Below are 16,985 nucleotides of genomic sequence, written 5' to 3'. Positions count from 1 at the left end.
GCGCGGACCCGTCGTAACCTGGCCATCATGAAACAGTGCACGCACGCCGACGCGCTGCCGCACCCGGCGCCGGGACCCCTGACGGACTCCTGTCCGGAGTGCCTGTCGGCCGGCACCCACCCCGTGCAGTTGCGGCTGTGTCTCACCTGCGGCCACGTGGGCTGCTGCGACTCCTCCCGGGGCCGGCACGCGACCGGGCACCACGAGGTGTCGGGACACCCGGTGATGCGCACCTTCGAGCCGGGGGAGGACTGGCGGTGGTGCTTCGTGGACCACGTACTCGTGTGACCCGGGGGGCCTGTCGGGTGACCCTGGACCCGGACGGTTCGACGCTCTGACGTCTGGGTACGTCAACCCGGCGCGTGCTCTTCCCATTTGGGCCCGCGGAACCCCTAGACACGGAGCGTATTCAGAGGTTTACTGTGAGTGACGCCAGGGGGTTGGGGTCCCGGGGACAGCACGGCCACGAGCGCGATAGCGTCACGTCAGTACCACACATCGCGTTACCCCGGGGGGCGACTCCCGGCTCCGAACAGCTTGTACCACCTTGGAGGTGAGGGTGTCCCAGATCGCAGGCGAGCCCGCTACCCAGGACTTCGTGGAAGTCCGGCTGCCGGCCGCGGGTGCCTACCTGTCGGTGCTGCGGACGGCCACGGCCGGTCTGGCGGCCCGATTGGACTTCACCCTGGACGAGATCGAGGACCTGCGCATCGCCGTCGACGAGGCCTGCGCGATCCTGCTCCAGCAGGCTGTGCCGGGCTCGGTGCTCAGCTGTGTCTTCCGGCTCGTCGACGACTCGCTGGAGGTCACCGTCTCCGCGCCGACCACGGACGGCCACGCCCCTTCGCGGGACACCTTCGCCTGGACCGTCCTGTCCGCCCTGGCGGGCAAGGTCTCCTCCGCGGTGGACGAGGACAGGACCGTTTCGATCAGCCTCTACAAACAGCGCGGCGCGGGACCCGGGCCGGCGTGAGGGACGGGGACGGGCCGGTGCGGGACGAAGAGCGCGGCACACGGGAGCTGCGGGCCGGGGACGGGACCGGGGCCACCGCCCCCCACCCGGCCGGGGCCGGCGGCCTGCCACAGGCCGCTCCGGACGGCCCGCGGCGGACGGCCGACGGCATCGACGGCATTCCCGAGCAGGCCCGGCCGCATCCGGAGGACCCCGCCGCGACCGGTGCGGGGCCGGGCGGCCGGCGGCCGGACACCGGGGCTGCCGGGGCTGCCGGGTCCGGCGCGGGCGCGCCGGCGGCGGGACACGACGGGGTCCGCCCGGTCCGGGAGGCGAGGGCTCGGAGAAGGGCGACGGGCGGGACGATGAGTGAGCACGAGCGGTTTGCCGGGGGCGGCGCGCCGGGCGCGGCGAGAGGGCAGGGCACGCACCACGACCCGCAGGACCGCAGCGGGGCGCGGGCGCTGTTCCTGAAGCTGCGCCAGCTGGACGAGGGCGGCCCGGAGTACGCGGAGCTGCGCAACCAGCTGGTCCGCATGCATCTGCCCCTCGTCGAGCACCTGGCACGGCGCTTCCGCAACCGCGGGGAGCCCCTCGACGACCTGACGCAGGTCGCCACCATCGGCCTGATCAAGTCCGTCGACCGGTTCGACCCGGACCGGGGCGTGGAGTTCTCCACGTACGCCACCCCGACGGTGGTCGGCGAGATCAAGCGGCACTTCCGCGACAAGGGCTGGGCGGTCCGCGTTCCGCGCCGGCTGCAGGAGCTGCGGCTGGCGCTGACCACCGCCACGGCCGAGCTGTCCCAGCAGCACGGCCGGTCCCCGACGGTGCACGAGCTGGCCGAGAAGCTGGCGATCTCGGAGGAGGAGGTGCTGGAGGGCCTGGAGTCCGCCAACGCGTACTCCACGCTGTCGCTGGACGTGCCGGACACCGACGACGAGTCCCCCGCGGTGGCGGACACCCTGGGCGCGGAGGACGAGGCGCTGGAGGGCGTCGAGTACCGCGAGTCGCTCAAGCCGCTGCTGGAGGACCTTCCGCCGCGCGAGAAGCGCATCCTGCTGCTGCGGTTCTTCGGCAACATGACCCAGTCCCAGATCGCGCAGGAGGTCGGCATCTCCCAGATGCACGTCTCCCGCCTCCTGGCCCGCACCCTGGCCCAGCTGCGGGAGAGGCTGCTGGTGGAGGAGTAGGCCGGCCCCTCTCCGGCGGGGCCGGGGCCGCACCGGAGAACCCCGTGCGGCACTCCGGGGCCGCCCCCCCGGGGCCGGAGCACCGGAGCCGCTACTTCTCGGCGCGGCCCGGTCCCTGGATGCCCAGGGCGGTGCGTGTCTCGGGGGAGAGCAGCAGGACCAGCGCGGTCACGGCGACGGCGGCGAGGGCGATGCCGCCGGGAATGGCCAGGCTGTCGGCCTGCAGCAGGGTGTAGGCCACCGGCAGGGCCATGATCTGGGTGAAGATGGCGGGCCCGCGGCTCCAGGGGCGGCGGGCGAGCAGCCCGCGCGCGGCGAGCAGCGGCAGCAGCGCGATCACCAGCAGGGTGACGCCTCCGGTGACGGCCTGCCCGCGGTCGTCGGGGTGTCCGGCCAGCCCGAGCACGAGGATCGCCCCGCCGCCGGCGACCAGCGCGGTCCCCTCCAGCGCGGCCAGGACGGCGGCGTACGTCAGGCGCCGGGGGCGGGAGCCGTGGGCGTCCGCCGGGACGGGGGTCTCTTCACTGGTCACCCCAGAAGGGTAGCTCCGTGCTTCCAGGGCGCTCGTGTCGAGGTTCACGCCCATTTGTCTTATCTGATCCACGGATCCGTCTGGGATCGGTACCGCCCAGTAGGTAGTGTGCAACGCATGCGTGCACTTCTCGTGGTCAATCCGGCGGCTACCACTACGAGCGCACGGACGCGCGATGTGCTCATCCACGCGCTGGCCAGCGAGATGAAGCTGGAAGCGGTCACCACGGAGTACCGGGGGCACGCCCGGGACCTGGGCCGGCAGGCCGCCGAGAGCGACGACGTCGACCTGGTGGTGGCGCTCGGCGGCGACGGCACGGTCAACGAGGTCGTCAACGGCCTGCTGCACGCGGGGCCCGATCCGGACCGGCTGCCCGGCCTCGCCGTGGTCCCCGGCGGCTCCACCAACGTCTTCGCGCGCGCCCTGGGGCTGCCCAACGACGCCGTGGAGGCGACCGGCGCCCTGCTCGACGCGCTCCGCGAGGGCACCGAGCGCACCGTCGGCCTCGGCCTGGCCTCGGGCACGCCGGGCACCGAGGACGAGGCGGTGCCGTCCCGGTGGTTCACCTTCAACGCGGGCCTCGGCTTCGACGCGGGCGTGGTCGGCCGGGTCGAGCAGCACCGCGAACGCGGCCGGAGATCGACGCACGCGCTCTACGTCCGGCAGGCGCTGCGCCAGTTCCTGGGCGAGCCGCACCGCAGACACGGCACCATCACGCTGGAGGCACCGGAGCAGGAACCGGTGACCGATCTGGTGCTGTCCGTCATCTGCAATACCGCGCCGTGGACATATCTGGGGAACCGCCCCGTGTACGCGTCGCCGGAGGCGTCGTTCGACACAGGGCTCGACCTGTTCGGTCTCAGCCGTCTGTCGACGGCCGCGGTTGCCCGGTATGCGACCCAGTTGCTCACTTCGTCCCCCGAGCGCGGACCCCATGGCAGGCATGTGGTCTCCCTGCACGATCTGAGCACGTTCACCTTGCATTCGAAGGTCCCTCTGCCCTTGCAGATGGACGGTGACCACCTGGGGCTGCGTACGAGCGTGACGTTCACAGGCGTACGCCGTGCACTGCGTGTGATTGTGTGAGCAGAAGAGGCGAAAGTCCTTTCACTCGAACGTTTAGGCCAGGATCCACCCCATGGAAGTACGGCTGTGACCTAGTCGACACCGAGGAATCAAAAAAAACTTTCCGGAAGGGGTTGTATCCGCCGCTGAGGTTTGCGAGTCTCTACGTGGCGATCGGGACAGCCCGCAACACCGGCTACCACAGATCACCAGAACCCCTCTTCACACCAAGGACCACGTCGGCGAACCTGGCGGTCGGCCCTTCCCTTGTTGAGGGATTCGTGAAAGCGTTCACATTCACAAGCAACCCGCATGTCATACCAAGGAGAGGTAGCAGCCATGGACTGGCGTCACAACGCCGTTTGCCGCGAGGAAGACCCCGAGCTCTTCTTCCCCATCGGCAACACCGGTCCCGCGCTGCTGCAGATCGAGGAAGCCAAGGCCGTCTGCCGTCGCTGCCCGGTGATCGAGCAGTGTCTGCAGTGGGCGCTCGAGTCCGGTCAGGACTCCGGCGTCTGGGGTGGTCTCAGCGAGGACGAGCGCCGCGCGATGAAGCGCCGCGCCGCCCGCAACCGGGCCCGTCAGGCCTCCGCCTGACCTAACCACCCCGCTGACAGCCTGAGCTTGGCGGCGCGTACAGCGAGTACGCCGACCCCGCCCCGAGCACGCAGCGCGCAGTACCCCGATGCGCTTCAGCACAAGCGGCAACGAGCACGAGCCCCGGACCACACGGCCCGGGGCTCTTTGCTGCGCGCGGCCCTCCGTCCGGGACCGCACCGGCGGGCGGGCGTCTACTTGTGCGACCGCACCGGGATGTCCAGCAGCACCTGCGTGCCGCGCTCCGGCGCCGGAACCATGTCGAAGCTGCCGCCCAACTCCCCCTCCACCAGGGTCCGTACGATCTGCAGGCCCAGGTTGCCGGCGGTGCGTGCGTCGAAGCCGGGCGGCAGGCCGACGCCGTCGTCCTGGACCGTGACGAGCAGCCGGGTGTCCTTCGTGGTGCCGCCCCGGACCGCGGACACCTCGACCGTGCCGGTCTCGCCCTCGCGGAAGCCGTGCTCCAGGGCGTTCTGCAGGACCTCGGTCAGCACCATGGACAGCGGGGTGGCGACCTCGGCGTCGAGGATGCCGAAGCGGCCGGTGCGCCGGCCGGTGACCTTGCCGGGTGAGATCTCCGCGACCATCGCCAGCACCCGGTCGGCGATCTCGTCGAACTCCACGCGCTCGTCGAGGTTCTGGGACAGCGTCTCGTGGACGATGGCGATCGAGCCGACCCGGCGCACCGCCTCCTCCAGGGCGGCGCGGCCGCGCTCGGACTCGATACGCCGGGCCTGCAGGCGCAGCAGCGCGGCCACCGTCTGGAGGTTGTTCTTCACGCGGTGGTGGATCTCCCGGATGGTGGCATCCTTGGTGATCAACTCGCGTTCGCGGCGGCGCAGTTCGGTGACGTCCCGGAGCAGCACCAGGGAGCCGATCCGGGTGCCCTTGGGCTTGAGCGGGATGGCCCGGACCTGGATGACGCCGTCGTTGCCCTCGATCTCGAACTCGCGCGGGGCCCAGCCGCTGGCGACCTTGGCCAGCGCCTCGTCCACCGGCCCCCGCGTCGGGGCGAGTTCGGCCGTCGTCCGCCCGAGGTGGTGGCCGACCAGGTCGGAGGCGAGGCCCAGCCGGTGATAGGCGGACAGCGCGTTCGGGGAGGCGTACTGGACGATGCCGTCGGCGTCCACCCGGATCAGGCCGTCGCCGACCCGGGGAGAGGCGTCCATGTCCACCTGCTGGTCGGGGAAGGGGAAGGCGCCGGCCGCGATCATCTGCGCCAGGTCGGAGGCGGACTGGAGATAGGTCAGCTCCAGCCGGCTCGGGGTGCGCACGGTGAGCAGGTTGGTGTTGCGGGCGATGACGCCGAGGACGCGGCCGTCCCGGCGGACCGGGATCGACTCGACCCGGACGGGGACCTCCTCACGCCACTCGGGGTCCCCCTCGCGCACGATGCGGCCCTCGTCCAGGGCCGCGTCCAGCATCGGCCGGCGGCCGCGCGGCACGAGATGGCCGACCATGTCGTCCTGGTAGGAGGTCGGGCCCGTGTTGGGCCGCATCTGCGCGACGGACACGTAGCGGGTGCCGTCGCGGGTGGGGACCCAGAGCACCAGGTCGGCGAAGGACAGGTCGGAGAGCAGCTGCCACTCCGAGACCAGCAGATGCAGCCACTCGAGGTCGGAGTCGTCGAGGGCGGTGTGCTGGCGGACCAGTTCGTTCATGGAGGGCACGCTGGGAGCGTACCCGGCGGCTTGTGCGGCGCGGGAAACCGCGCGACCCCGGAGGCGGGCCGTACGGACCTGTGGGCGGCGGGGAGGCGGGCGGGACGGGGCGGCTTGCGGCACGGGCCCGGAGGCGGCCCTCGCACCCTGTCCGGGAGGGGCCGGCGTGACGGCCCCTGGAGCACCCGCGGGCCGCGGCGCCTGGGAGGGACCCTCAACCCTCCCGGCACCGCAGCCCGGAGCAGCAACGGCCGGGGGGTGTGCGGTCCCGTCGGCCGAAGGTGAGGAGCCGGGGCAGTCAGGGCAGAGAGCCGCCGGTTCCTCGTTCCGTCCTCCTGTGCGGGGAGGACGGAGGCTTGTCGTCGTGGAGCGTGCCCCTCCAGCATTGTGGACTAGACCATTGGCCATGTCCATGCGTGGGACCGAGTTGGTTGCGAGTTCGTTGTCAGCCTTGGCAGCCTAACCCGCCCGCGTCGGGTACGGGGCCACACGGGCGGGCCAATTTCGGCGAGCAGCCCCGGTCTCCCCCGGCTCACGCCGTCGTGCGCCCGGCGCAACGCCGCCCCGGGGACGCCGCGCCGGAACCGCGCCGTCGGTACACCCGGAAGGGGCGCGCGAGGCGCGGCGGCCCCTCAGGGGCCCGGAGCACGGAGACCCGGGCGGCCACCCCGGCATCCGGCCTTCACGGGAGCGGCCGGCCCCGGCGGGGGTGCCGGGCGGACGGCCCCGGGGTGCGGGTTCCCGACGCCCGGCCCGCCACGGCGGGGAGGCGGTCCGCGGGGCCCGCGCAAGGCTGCCCGGGAGGCCCCGCTCTGCTAGATTGGTCTAAACCACATCTCCCTTTCCGGATGCCCACGAGTCCCCTCTCCAGAACGGCAGGCCCAGCGTGGAAGTTGTCATCGTTCCGGATGCCCAGGCCGGCGGCGAGCTGATAGCCGAGGCCATGGCCCAGCTGCTGCGTCGCACGCCGGACGCCCTGCTCGGCGTGGCGACCGGCTCCACCCCGCTGCCCGTCTACCAGGCTCTGACGGCCCGGGTCCGCTCCGGCGCCGTGGACGCCTCGCACGCCCGGATCGCCCAGCTCGACGAGTACGTGGGGCTGCCCGCGGAGCACCCCGAGTCCTATCGCTCCGTGCTGCGCCGTGAGGTGCTGGAACCGCTCGGCGTGCCGATGGACGCCTTCATGGGCCCCGACGGCACCGCGCAGGACGTGCAGGCCGCGTGCGAGGCCTACGACCGTGCGCTGGCCGAGGCCGGCGGGGTGGACCTCCAGCTGCTCGGGATCGGCACGGACGGGCACATCGGGTTCAACGAGCCGTGCTCCTCACTGGCCTCCCGTACCAGGATCAAGACCCTCACCGAGCAGACCCGGATCGACAACGCGCGCTTCTTCGACGACGACATCGCACAGGTGCCGCACCACGTGATCACCCAGGGCATCGGGACGATCCTGGAGGCCCGGCACCTGGTCCTGCTGGCCACCGGCGAGGGCAAGGCGGACGCCGTCGCGGCGACCGTCGAGGGGCCCGTCGCGGCCGTCTGCCCGGCCTCCGCGCTCCAGCTGCACCCGCATGCCACCGTGGTGGCCGACGAGGCCGCCGCGTCCAAGCTGAAGCTGGCGGACTACTTCCGGCACACCTACGCCGGCAAGCCGGACTGGCAGGGCATCTAGGCCGTGTTTCGAAAGTAGCGTCGTCTGCCCGAAGGGCAGGTCTGGCGGCGTCTGGTGCGTGCGATCGCAAGGCGGAGGGTCGCCCCGATACTGGATGTATCGGGCGCTGACAACGCGGCGAGCGTGCGTGCCAGACGCCGCCAGGCAGGCGGGACTTTCGAAACACGCCCCAGTGCCGCGGCAGGCGACGTTCGCCCCGCCGCGACGCCCGCCGTGGCGCTAGCCCGCGCTAGCCCCGCCGTCCCCTCCGCTCTGCCCCGCCCCCTCTCCCCCGTCCGCGTCCGCCCTCTTCCCTGTCCGCGTCCGCCGACGCGTCTCTCGCCGCACCTGCCCGGCGCACGGGCGCGGCGGGCGGAGGGCGGCGGCGCGGCGGCCCGGTCCGCGGGGGCCCGGTCCGCGGGGGCCGTGCGGTCCCGCGGTGCACGGCTCGCGCGGAAGGCGCCGGTCCCCTTTCCGGGGAGCCGACGCCTTCTTCGTCGTCGGGTGTCAGGCGCCCGCGACGGCCTCCGCGGCGGCGCGGCCGCAGGCCTGCGCGGCGCCGTGGGTGGCGATGTGCAGGGCGCCGCGCGGGGGCGCCTGGGGCAGGCCCATCTCGACGACGACCGTGTCGGGGCGGGCCGCCAGCAGCGTCTCCAGGGTGGCGGCCATCCACGGGTGGCGGTGCACGTCGCGGACGACCACGACGATCCGGCGCCCGGCCGCGGCGGCCAGGACGGCCGGGCCCGCGTCCGCGGCGCCCTGCTCCTCGCCCGCGAAGGTCCCCGCCTCGGTGCCCGGCAGCAGGGCCGCCAGCTCCCCGGCGACGCCCCACGGCGTCTCGTCGCCCACCGCGATGTTCGCGACCGGCGTGAGGGTGGCGACGTAGGGCGCCTCGCCGACCGGGGTGCAGCCGGGCGCCCGGGTGATCCGCAGGGCGCGGCGGGCGGCGCGCAGCCCGACGTCGGGATCGCCCCGGTCCGCGGCGCCGGCAGGGCCGGCGGCCGTCCAGCGGGCCAGGCGGCGTACCCGCTCGGCGGCGTCGGCCAGCCGCTCCTCGGGCAGCTCGCCGGTGCGTACCGCGGTCACCAGGGCGTCCCGCAGGATGCGGACGGTCTCGTCGTCGTTGAGGCCGCCGCCCACGCAGATGGCGTCGGCGCCGGCGGCGAGGGCGAGGACGCTGCCGCGTTCGATGCCGTACGTGCCGGCGATGGCCTGCATCTCCATGCCGTCGGTGACGATGAGGCCGTCGTAGCCGAGTTCTTTGCGCAGCAGCCCGGTGAGGATGCGGTGGGACAACGTTGCCGGACGCTCCGGGTCCAGCGCGGGGACCAGGATGTGGGCGCTCATCACGGCGCGGGTGCCGGCCTCGATGGCGGCGCGGAACGGGACGAGTTCCCGCTCGGCGAGCATGTCGGCGTCCACGTCGATGCGGGGCAGCGCGTGGTGGGAGTCGACGTTGGTGTCGCCGTGCCCGGGGAAGTGCTTGGTGCAGGCGGCGACGCCCGCCGCCTGCAGGCCCTGGACGTAGGCGGCGGTGTGCCGGGCGACCAGGTCCGGGTCGGTGCCGAAGGAGCGGACGCCGATCACCGGGTTGTCGGGGTCGGAGTTGACGTCGGCGGACGGCGCCCAGTTGAAGTTGATGCCGCAGGCGGCGAGGCGGCGGCCCAGCTCGCGGGCGACCGCGCGGGTCAGGTCGGTGTCGTCCACCGCGCCGAGGGCGTGGTTGCCCGGGAAGGAGGAGCCGGTGCGCACCTCCAGACGGGTGACGTCGCCGCCCTCCTCGTCGATGGCGACGAGGACGTCGTCGCGCTCGGCGCGCAGCTGTGCGGTCAGGGCGGCGAGCTGCTCGGGCGAGGCGACGTTGCGGCCGAACAGGCCGACGGAGGCGAGGCCCTCGCCGAGCCGGCGCAGCAGCCAGTCGGGGGCGCTGGTGCCGGGGAAGCCGGGCTGGAGGACCGTCAGCGCGTCACGGGTGAGCGTGTCGGTTCCGCTGGCGAAAGTCGTCATCGGGGTGCGTCATCCCTTCACGGCGCCGGCGGTCAGACCCGCGGCCATCTTGCGCTGGACGAAGAGGAACAGCACGACGATCGGCACGGCCATCATGGTGGCGCCGGCCATCATCGGGGCGTACTCGGTGCCGTGCTTGGTGGTGAAGTTGCCGAGCCACACGGTGGCGGTCTGGTTCTGCTGGCTGAGCAGCATCAGGGCGTACAGGTACTCGTTCCAGGCCTGGATGAAGCCGTAGACCGAGGTGGCGACCAGGCCGGGGGCGAGCAGCGGGAACACGACGCGGACGAAGGCGCCGGTGCGCGAGCAGCCGTCGACCATGGCGGCCTCTTCCAGCTCCCGGGGGATGTTGACGATGAAACCGCGCAGCGTCCACACCGTGAAGGGCAGGATGAAGGTCAGGTAGGTGATGATCAGGCCGGTCAGCCTGTCGTACTGCCCGAGGTCGTTGAGCAGCAGGAACACCGGGATGATCATGGCGACGAGCGGGACCATCTGCACCGCGAGGATGCCGACGATCACGACCTTGCGGCCGCGGAAGGCGAACCGGGAGATGGCGAGCGCGGCGAGCAGGCCGATCGCGATGCCGATCACGACGACGACCACGGAGACCACGAGGCTGCGGCCGACCGGGCCCCAGAAGTCGGCGATGTGGAGCGCCCGGTCGAAGTTGGACAGGGTCAGGCCGGTGGGCAGCAGACTCGGGTCCGGGTCGATGGCGTCCTTGGCCGGCTTGAACGCCGTGTTGAGCATCCAGTACACGGGGAAGCCGGCGGTGGCGAACACGAACAGGCCGAGGATGTTCCAGCCGGTCCTGGCCCTGCGGCGGCGCGAGCGGCCGGCCTCGGTGCGCCCGCTCCCGGTGGCGAGTGCGCTCATTCGACCTCTCCGATCTTCAGCATCTGACGCATGTAGACGGCGACCACGCCGAGCAGCAGCAGGACGGTGATCAGTGCGATCGCAGAGCCCTGGGCGTAGTCGTTGACCACGAAGGCGCGGTCGTAGGAGTAGGTGTTGAGCACCTGGAACTCCGGCTCCGGGTGGCCGTTGCGCATCACGAAGACCTGGGGGAAGACACCCATGTCCCAGATGACCGACAGGGTCGTGAGCATCACGATGATCGGCTTGAGGATGGGCAGCGTGACGTAGCGGAAGACGCCCCAGGCACCGGCGCCGTCGAGGCGGGCGGCCTCCTCCAGCTCCTTGGGGACCTGGGTGAGGCCGGCGCTGAGCGTGATCACCACGAAGGGGACCGCGCCCCAGATCACCAGCAGCATGATCACCGCGAGGCCCTGGGGGCCGCTGGCGAACCAGTTGTGGCCGATGAGCTCCACGCCGGGGAGCTTGCTGAGGACTGCGTTCAGCACCCCGTAGTCGGCGTCGAAGAGCCACTTGAACACGGTGGTCGCGACGATGACGGGCATGCCCCAGCTGGCCACGAGCGCGATGTTGATCAGTGTCTTCACCCAGCCGGAGACCCGCTGGAGCAGCAGGGCGATCAGCATGCCGATCACCATGGTGAAGACCACCGCGCCGCCGGCGAAGATCACCGTGCGCAGGACGACGGTCCAGAACTCGCTGTCGCCGAGCACCTTGGAGAAGTTCTCGAGGCCCGCCGACTCGGCCGGCTCAAAGCCCCACAGCTGGGGCTGCCCGAACTTCTGGAAGGACAGGGTGACCAGCCGGACCAGTGGATAGCCCATGACCAGGGCCAGGATCAGCAGACAGGGCGCGAGCAGCAGCCATGCGGTGGCGGCCGGGCCGTACGTCCGTTTGGCGCGGGGCCGGGCCGCGGGGGCCGGCGGGGGTGCCTGCCGCGGCGGCGGCACCTTGGCAGGGGTGGTCGTGTCGGCACTCATCGCGCGCTCCTCGGCGGGTCCCTCAGGTCGTACGTCGTACGGAAAGAAGGCGGGGCTCCGCCCCGTGAACGGAGCCCCGCCTCAGGTCACTTGGTGTTGATGACCTTGTCGATCTCGGCGTCCGCCTCCTTGGCGGCGTCCTCGACCGACTTCTTGCCGGTGCCGATGCTCTGCAGCATGTTCTGCAGGACCTGGGCCTTCTCGACCTGGCCCCAGCCGGGGGCCATCGGGACGAACCAGTTGGACTCGGCCGCGGTGGCCGGGACGGCCGTCGCCGGGTCGTCCTTGAGGGTGGCGAGGTCGGTCTTGTTGTTGGGCAGGTTGCCCTTCTCCATCAGACCCTTCTGGCCGGAGGCGCCCGCGAAGGCGTTGATCCACTCGGCGGCGACCTCCTGCGCGTCCGACTTCACCGGGACGGCGAGGTCGGAGCCGCCCAGGAACACCGGGAGGTTGCTGCCGGACGGACCCGGCATCACGAAGTTCTCCAGGTTGTCCTTGAGCTTGCCGGTCTTGTCGTTCTCCGGGGCGGCGGCGGTCGCGCCCTCCCAGGCCGCGCCGAAGATCATGCCGGACTTGCCCTGGCCGTACACGATGTAGCGGTCGGACTCGTCCTTGGTCTTGTCACCGTGCATGTAGGAGTCGACGACGTTCTTGAACTCCTTCAGGCCCTTGACCGACTCGGGCGAGGAGAGGCCGGCCTTCCACTGGCCGCCCTCCTCCTCGGCGATGGAGCCGCCCGCGTCGTAGACGAAGGACATGGCCGCGTACCAGTCGCGGGAGGGCTGGTACCAGGCGCTGAACTTGTCGCCCTGCTTCTTCTGGACCTTGTCCAGGGCGGCGGTCAGCTCCTCGTAGGTGGTCGGCGCGGACTTCACGCCGGCCTCGGCGAAGACGTCCTTGCGGTAGTTGCCGACGCGGCCGCCCGCGTAGTACGGCACACCGTAGGTCTTGCCCTCGTACGTCACCGAGGCCTTCAGGCCGTCCAGCCACGCGTCGGAGTTGTCGAACTTCGACGGGTCGACGGGCGCGAAGGCACCCTTGACCATGTACGAGAGCATCTCCGTGTTGCCCATCTCGACCACGTCCGGAGCCTTGTCCGTGGCGAGTACGGCGTCGAGCTTGGCGTTCTTGTCCGGCCAGCCGTAGTACTCGTGCTTGATCTTGATGCCCGGGTGCTTCTCGGTGACCGCGTCGTCCGCGGCCTTCACCAGCTCGGGCCAGTTGTTCTGGGCGTCGACGGTGAGCCAGACGGTCAGCTCCTTGACGTCGGCCGCCTTCTTGTCGCCGCCGCTGCTCTTGTCGTCGCCGTCCCCGCACGCCGCGACCGAGAACATCATGCCCGCGATACCGATCGCGGCAACCAGCTTGCGCTTCACGCCACCCTCCTCAGGGATGCCACAAACCCCCCTCGTCCCCGCGGTGAGGCGTCAACGCCGTGCGAACCGTCCGTGGGGCCGGGACCTGGACCAATGGTGTAGACCAGTACCGGGAGCTTGGCCCAGACCAATAGGGCTGTCAAGGGTGTTCAAGCGGGCCGCCGGGGTCCGTGATGGGACCGAGATATGCAGGGACCTTTCATTGCGCAAGCGACCAAACGGACGGACCACTGCGACTGGACCACTGCATCTTGACAGAGCTTTGGACTAGACCAACAAGGGTCCCGGGGGTATACAGGGGAGATCACGGAGCGTGCGGAAGGGCCCCGTACAGGGCGCCCGCGCGCGAAGCCGTGCCACGATGTGAGCCGCGGCCGATGGGGTGTCGGCCGAATCGGCACCGGGAGCCGGGAAGGCGGAGCATGAGCACCGACGTCAGCAGTGCGGAGAACGAGGGCGGGGCAAGTGTCCGTACCGCGCGCGTGCCCAAGTACTACCGCCTCAAGAAGCACCTGCTCGACATGACCGAGACCCTGCCGCCCGGCACACCCGTGCCGCCCGAGCGGACACTGGCGGCCGAGTTCGACACCTCCCGCACCACGGTGCGCCAGGCCCTGCAGGAGCTGGTCGTCGAGGGCCGCCTGGAGCGCATCCAGGGCAAGGGCACCTTCGTCGCCAAGCCGAAGGTCTCCCAGGCGCTGCAGCTGACCTCCTACACCGAGGACATGCGCGCCCAGGGCCTGGAGCCGACCTCCCAGCTGCTGGACATCGGCTACATCACCGCCGACGACCGCCTGGCCGACCTGCTCGACATCACCGCCGGCGGGCGCGTCCTGCGCATCGAGCGGCTGCGCATGGCCAACGGCGAGCCGATGGCCATCGAGACCACCCACCTGTCGGCCAAGCGCTTCCCCGCGCTGCGCCGCTCGCTGGTGAAGTACACGTCCCTGTACACGGCGCTCGCCGAGGTCTACGACGTGCACCTCGCCGAGGCCGAGGAGACCATCGAGACCTCCCTGGCCACCCCCCGGGAGGCCGGCCTGCTCGGCACCGACGTGGGCCTGCCGATGCTGATGCTCTCCCGGCACTCCGTCGACCGCGAGGGCAAGCCGGTGGAGTGGGTGCGCTCGGTCTACCGCGGCGACCGCTACAAGTTCGTCGCCCGGCTCAAGCGGCCCGCCGAGTAGCCCCGGACACCGCGGCCCCGGCGCACCGCACGTGCCGGGCCGTGCGGTGCGCCGGGCGCGGCCCGGCACGTGCGGCCCCCACCGCGCAAGCGCGGCCTCGCGGGCCCGCCGGGAGGCCCCGGCGCACCCGCGCCGAGCACCCGCGCCGAGCGGCCGGGACGCGCGGCCCGCCGGGCAGAAGAGGCCTACTCCGCGGCAAAGGTGACAAACCCGCAGCCGACATGCTGACAAGGGGTTACGCGGCCGCGACACCGTGTCCTAGATTGCCTGCGCACTGCACCAGGTGATCTTTGAGGGGACGGAGTCGCCAGATGTCGCAAGCCCCGCAAGTGAGGCGGGAACCGGTGGTGACACCCGTACGGGTCGTCATCGGTCTCTGCCTGTTCGCACCGTTCGCGGCGATGCTGTGGGTCGCCTCCTACACCAGGCTCGAACCGTCGCTCGGCGGCATCCCGTTCTTCTACTGGTACCAGATGGCATGGGTCGTCGTCTCCACCGCGCTGACCGCGCTCGCGTACCGGCTCTGGCGGCGGGAGCAGCGTGCCCGCGCCGCCCGCACGGGAGGTGAGCGCTGATGAAGACCGGTGTCAACGTTGTCGCGCTCACCGTCTTCGTGCTGTTCTTCCTGGCCGTCACGGTCATGGGCTTCCTGGCCGCGCGCTGGCGCAAGGCCGAGAACGAGCACAGCCTCGACGAGTGGGGTCTGGGCGGCCGGTCGTTCGGAACCTGGGTCACCTGGTTCCTGCTCGGTGGCGACCTCTACACCGCGTACACCTTCGTCGCGGTCCCGGCCGCGGTCTACGCGGCGGGCGCGGCCGGCTTCTTCGCCGTGCCGTACACGATCCTCGTCTACCCGCTGATCTTCACCTTCCTGCCCCGTCTGTGGTCGGTCTCCCACCGGCACGGCTATGTGACGACCTCGGACTTCGTGCGCGGCCGGTTCGGCTCCAAGGGCCTGTCACTGGCGGTCGCGGTCACCGGGCTGCTGGCGACGATGCCGTACATCGCGCTCCAGCTCGTCGGCATCCAGGCCGTGCTCGACGTGATGGGCGTGGGCGGCGGCGAGAACACCAGCTGGTTCGTCAAGGACCTGCCGCTGCTGATCGCCTTCGGCGTGCTCGCGGCGTACACCTACTCCTCCGGCCTGCGCGCCCCCGCTCTGATCGCGTTCGTCAAGGACACCCTGATCTATCTGGTCATCGGGGTCGCGATCATCTACATCCCGATCAAGCTGGGCGGCTTCGACGACATCTTCGCCAAGGCGAACGAGAAGTTCACCACGGCCGGCGCGGGCGGGCTGGTCCCGGCCGAGGCGGGCCAGTGGACCTACGCCACGCTGGCGCTGGGCTCGGCGCTGGCGCTGTTCATGTACCCGCACTCCGTCACCGCGACGCTCTCCTCGCGCAGCCGCGAGGTCATCCGCCGCAACACCACGATCCTGCCGCTGTACTCGCTGATGCTGGGCCTGCTCGCCCTGCTGGGCTTCATGGCGATCGCGGCCGGCGTCACGGTGGACAACGGACAGCTGGCCATCCCGCAGCTGTTCGAGAACATGTTCCCGGACTGGTTCGCGGGGGTGGCGTTCGCGGCGATCGGCATCGGCGCGCTGGTGCCCGCGGCCATCATGTCCATCGCCGCGGCGAACCTCTTCACCCGCAACGTGTACAAGGACTTCATCCGCCCGGACGCCACGCCCAAGCAGGAGACCCAGGTCTCCAAGGTGGTGTCGCTGCTGGTGAAGGTCGGCGCCCTGGTGTTCGTGCTGACCATGGACAAGACGGTCGCCATCAACTTCCAGCTGCTCGGCGGCATCTGGATCCTGCAGACCTTCCCGGCCCTGGTCGGCGGCCTGTTCACGCGCTGGTTCCACCGCTGGGCGCTGCTGGGCGGCTGGGCGGCCGGCATGGTCTACGGCACGGTCGCCGCGTACGGCGTGGCCTCCCCCACGCAGAAGCACTTCGGCGGCTCGGCCGAGGAGATCCCGGGCATCGGTGAGATCGGCTACATCGGCCTCACGGCCTTCGTCCTCAACGCCGTGGTGACGGTGGTCCTGACCGTCGTCCTGAAGGCGGCGAAGGCCCCGGAGGGCGTCGACGAGACGCGGCCGGAGGACTACACCGCGGACGCGGGCGACCCGGGCGTACGCACCGAACTCCCCGTGACCCGCTGACCCCCGCACCCCGCCCCCGGGCACGCGGGGAACCGCACACCCAGGCACCCGGGGAACCACGCCCCAGGGACGCGGGGAACCACGCACCACACCCACACGCCCACACCCCCACACCGCCTCACCCATCCCGCCCCAACCCCCAAGGCGCCCGCGGAACCACGCCCCCAGGGGCGCGGGGAACCGCGCGAGAACCACCGCACACCCGCACCACACCGCGCACCCCGCACCCCGCACCCCACCACCAAGGGGCGCGGGGAACCGCGCGAGAACCACGACACACCCCGCACCACGCCGGCAAGAGACGCGGGGAACCGCGCAGGACCCGCCCCACAGCGCGGTCCCGGCACGGTCCCGCCCGGCCACGGGCACCCGCAGCGGGCCGCCCTCCGCACCCCGGAGGGCGGCCCGCTGCCGTGCCGTTGCACGGAGTTGACGCTCTGAAGTCACACGGCGACACAACATATGGTGGCGTCACCGGAACCCGGCACTAGATGTATGCTCATCCTCGCTGTCGCCGCAGGGGAATCCGGTGCGAATCCGGAACTGTCCCGCAACGGTGTACTTGTGTGTTTCCACACAGCGAGCAGTCCGAAGACCTGCCGACAGCGCGTGCCCGGCCGCCCCGGCCGGACCGCCCTGACGTCCGGGCCTCGTGGAGTGGGCCGGTGGACGCGACGCCCCGTGCGCTCGTGTGCTGCCCCCTGCCCTCCGCCAGGCCCTCCGTGCCGAGCGAGG

At 71.5% G+C, this 16,985-nt stretch carries 15 protein-coding genes and 1 riboswitch; of the genes, 9 read left to right on the top strand and 6 right to left on the bottom strand.

Going from position 1 to position 16,985, the window contains the following annotated elements; all coding sequences use genetic code 11:
• Positions 1-27: 27 nt before the first annotated feature.
• From AC5K6T_RS26220 to AC5K6T_RS26210, 3 genes are all read left to right on the top strand, one after another.
• Entirely contained in the window at positions 28-288 is a 261-nt protein-coding gene (locus AC5K6T_RS26220) for a UBP-type zinc finger domain-containing protein (RefSeq protein WP_493212797.1), read from the top strand.
• Between the two features lie 271 nt (positions 289-559).
• Positions 560-973 (top strand): ATP-binding protein, encoded by a 414-nt coding sequence (locus tag AC5K6T_RS26215; RefSeq protein ID WP_006136266.1) that lies wholly within the window; start codon positions 560-562, stop codon positions 971-973.
• A gap of 17 nt (positions 974-990) precedes the next feature.
• On the top strand, positions 991-2,145 hold the full coding sequence (locus AC5K6T_RS26210; protein ID WP_493212795.1) for an RNA polymerase sigma factor SigF: 1,155 nt from the start codon (positions 991-993) through the stop codon (positions 2,143-2,145).
• 91 nt (positions 2,146-2,236) lie between these two features.
• Here the strand turns inward: AC5K6T_RS26210 and AC5K6T_RS26205 are convergent, their stop codons facing one another.
• Positions 2,237-2,677: a hypothetical protein gene (locus AC5K6T_RS26205; protein ID WP_493212793.1), complete on the bottom strand. Its 441-nt coding sequence runs from the start codon at positions 2,675-2,677 to the stop codon at positions 2,237-2,239.
• A gap of 117 nt (positions 2,678-2,794) precedes the next feature.
• Here AC5K6T_RS26205 and AC5K6T_RS26200 point away from each other — a divergent pair, with 117 nt between their 5' ends.
• Together AC5K6T_RS26200 and AC5K6T_RS26195 are read left to right on the top strand one after the other, a co-directional pair.
• On the top strand, positions 2,795-3,763 hold the full coding sequence (locus AC5K6T_RS26200) for a diacylglycerol/lipid kinase family protein (protein WP_493212791.1): 969 nt from the start codon (positions 2,795-2,797) through the stop codon (positions 3,761-3,763).
• Positions 3,764-4,081: 318 nt separating this feature from the next.
• Positions 4,082-4,339: a WhiB family transcriptional regulator gene (locus tag AC5K6T_RS26195; protein WP_003992873.1), complete on the top strand. Its 258-nt coding sequence runs from the start codon at positions 4,082-4,084 to the stop codon at positions 4,337-4,339.
• 194 nt (positions 4,340-4,533) lie between these two features.
• Here AC5K6T_RS26195 and AC5K6T_RS26190 read toward each other — a convergent pair whose 3' ends face one another.
• Entirely contained in the window at positions 4,534-6,009 is a 1,476-nt protein-coding gene (locus AC5K6T_RS26190; protein WP_493212787.1) for a sensor histidine kinase, read from the bottom strand.
• Between the two features lie 877 nt (positions 6,010-6,886).
• Here AC5K6T_RS26190 and nagB point away from each other — a divergent pair.
• The gene (gene nagB, locus AC5K6T_RS26185; protein WP_493212785.1) at positions 6,887-7,672 is read left to right on the top strand and encodes a glucosamine-6-phosphate deaminase; all 786 of its coding nucleotides are present in this window, start codon (positions 6,887-6,889) and stop codon (positions 7,670-7,672) included.
• Between the two features lie 486 nt (positions 7,673-8,158).
• On the opposite strand, the gene AC5K6T_RS26180 is transcribed toward nagB, so the two are convergent.
• The 4 genes from AC5K6T_RS26180 to AC5K6T_RS26165 form a co-directional block, all read right to left on the bottom strand.
• Positions 8,159-9,658, bottom strand: coding sequence for a glycoside hydrolase family 3 protein (locus AC5K6T_RS26180; RefSeq protein WP_493212783.1), 1,500 nt, complete (start codon positions 9,656-9,658; stop codon positions 8,159-8,161).
• A 9-nt stretch (positions 9,659-9,667) separates the two neighbouring features.
• A complete protein-coding gene (locus tag AC5K6T_RS26175) occupies positions 9,668-10,537 on the bottom strand; it encodes a carbohydrate ABC transporter permease (protein ID WP_493212781.1) in 870 nt (289 codons plus the stop codon).
• Positions 10,534-11,517, bottom strand: a complete 984-nt coding sequence (locus tag AC5K6T_RS26170; RefSeq protein WP_493212779.1) for a carbohydrate ABC transporter permease — start codon at positions 11,515-11,517, stop codon at positions 10,534-10,536. The genes AC5K6T_RS26175 and AC5K6T_RS26170 overlap by 4 nt, the downstream gene beginning before the upstream one ends.
• Before the next feature lie 86 nt (positions 11,518-11,603).
• Complete coding sequence (locus AC5K6T_RS26165; protein WP_493212777.1) at positions 11,604-12,893, bottom strand: extracellular solute-binding protein; 1,290 nt, start codon at positions 12,891-12,893, stop codon at positions 11,604-11,606.
• A 422-nt stretch (positions 12,894-13,315) separates the two neighbouring features.
• Here AC5K6T_RS26165 and AC5K6T_RS26160 point away from each other — a divergent pair, with 422 nt between their 5' ends.
• The 3 genes from AC5K6T_RS26160 (at position 13,316) to mctP (ending at position 16,250) form a co-directional block, all read left to right on the top strand.
• Entirely contained in the window at positions 13,316-14,080 is a 765-nt protein-coding gene (locus AC5K6T_RS26160; protein ID WP_493212775.1) for a GntR family transcriptional regulator, read from the top strand.
• A gap of 311 nt (positions 14,081-14,391) precedes the next feature.
• The gene (locus tag AC5K6T_RS26155) at positions 14,392-14,655 is read left to right on the top strand and encodes a DUF3311 domain-containing protein (protein ID WP_493212774.1); all 264 of its coding nucleotides are present in this window, start codon (positions 14,392-14,394) and stop codon (positions 14,653-14,655) included.
• Positions 14,655-16,250: a monocarboxylate uptake permease MctP gene (mctP, locus tag AC5K6T_RS26150; protein WP_493212772.1), complete on the top strand. Its 1,596-nt coding sequence runs from the start codon at positions 14,655-14,657 to the stop codon at positions 16,248-16,250. The genes AC5K6T_RS26155 and mctP overlap by 1 nt, the downstream gene beginning before the upstream one ends.
• Positions 16,251-16,745: 495 nt before the next feature.
• Positions 16,746-16,868: riboswitch (cobalamin riboswitch) on the top strand.
• Positions 16,869-16,985 lie beyond the last annotated feature (117 nt).

This window comes from Streptomyces sp. B8-7 (assembly GCF_058833805.1).
Note: the sequence above shows the minus strand (reverse complement) of the source record. Positions and strands in the feature narration are given on the sequence as shown.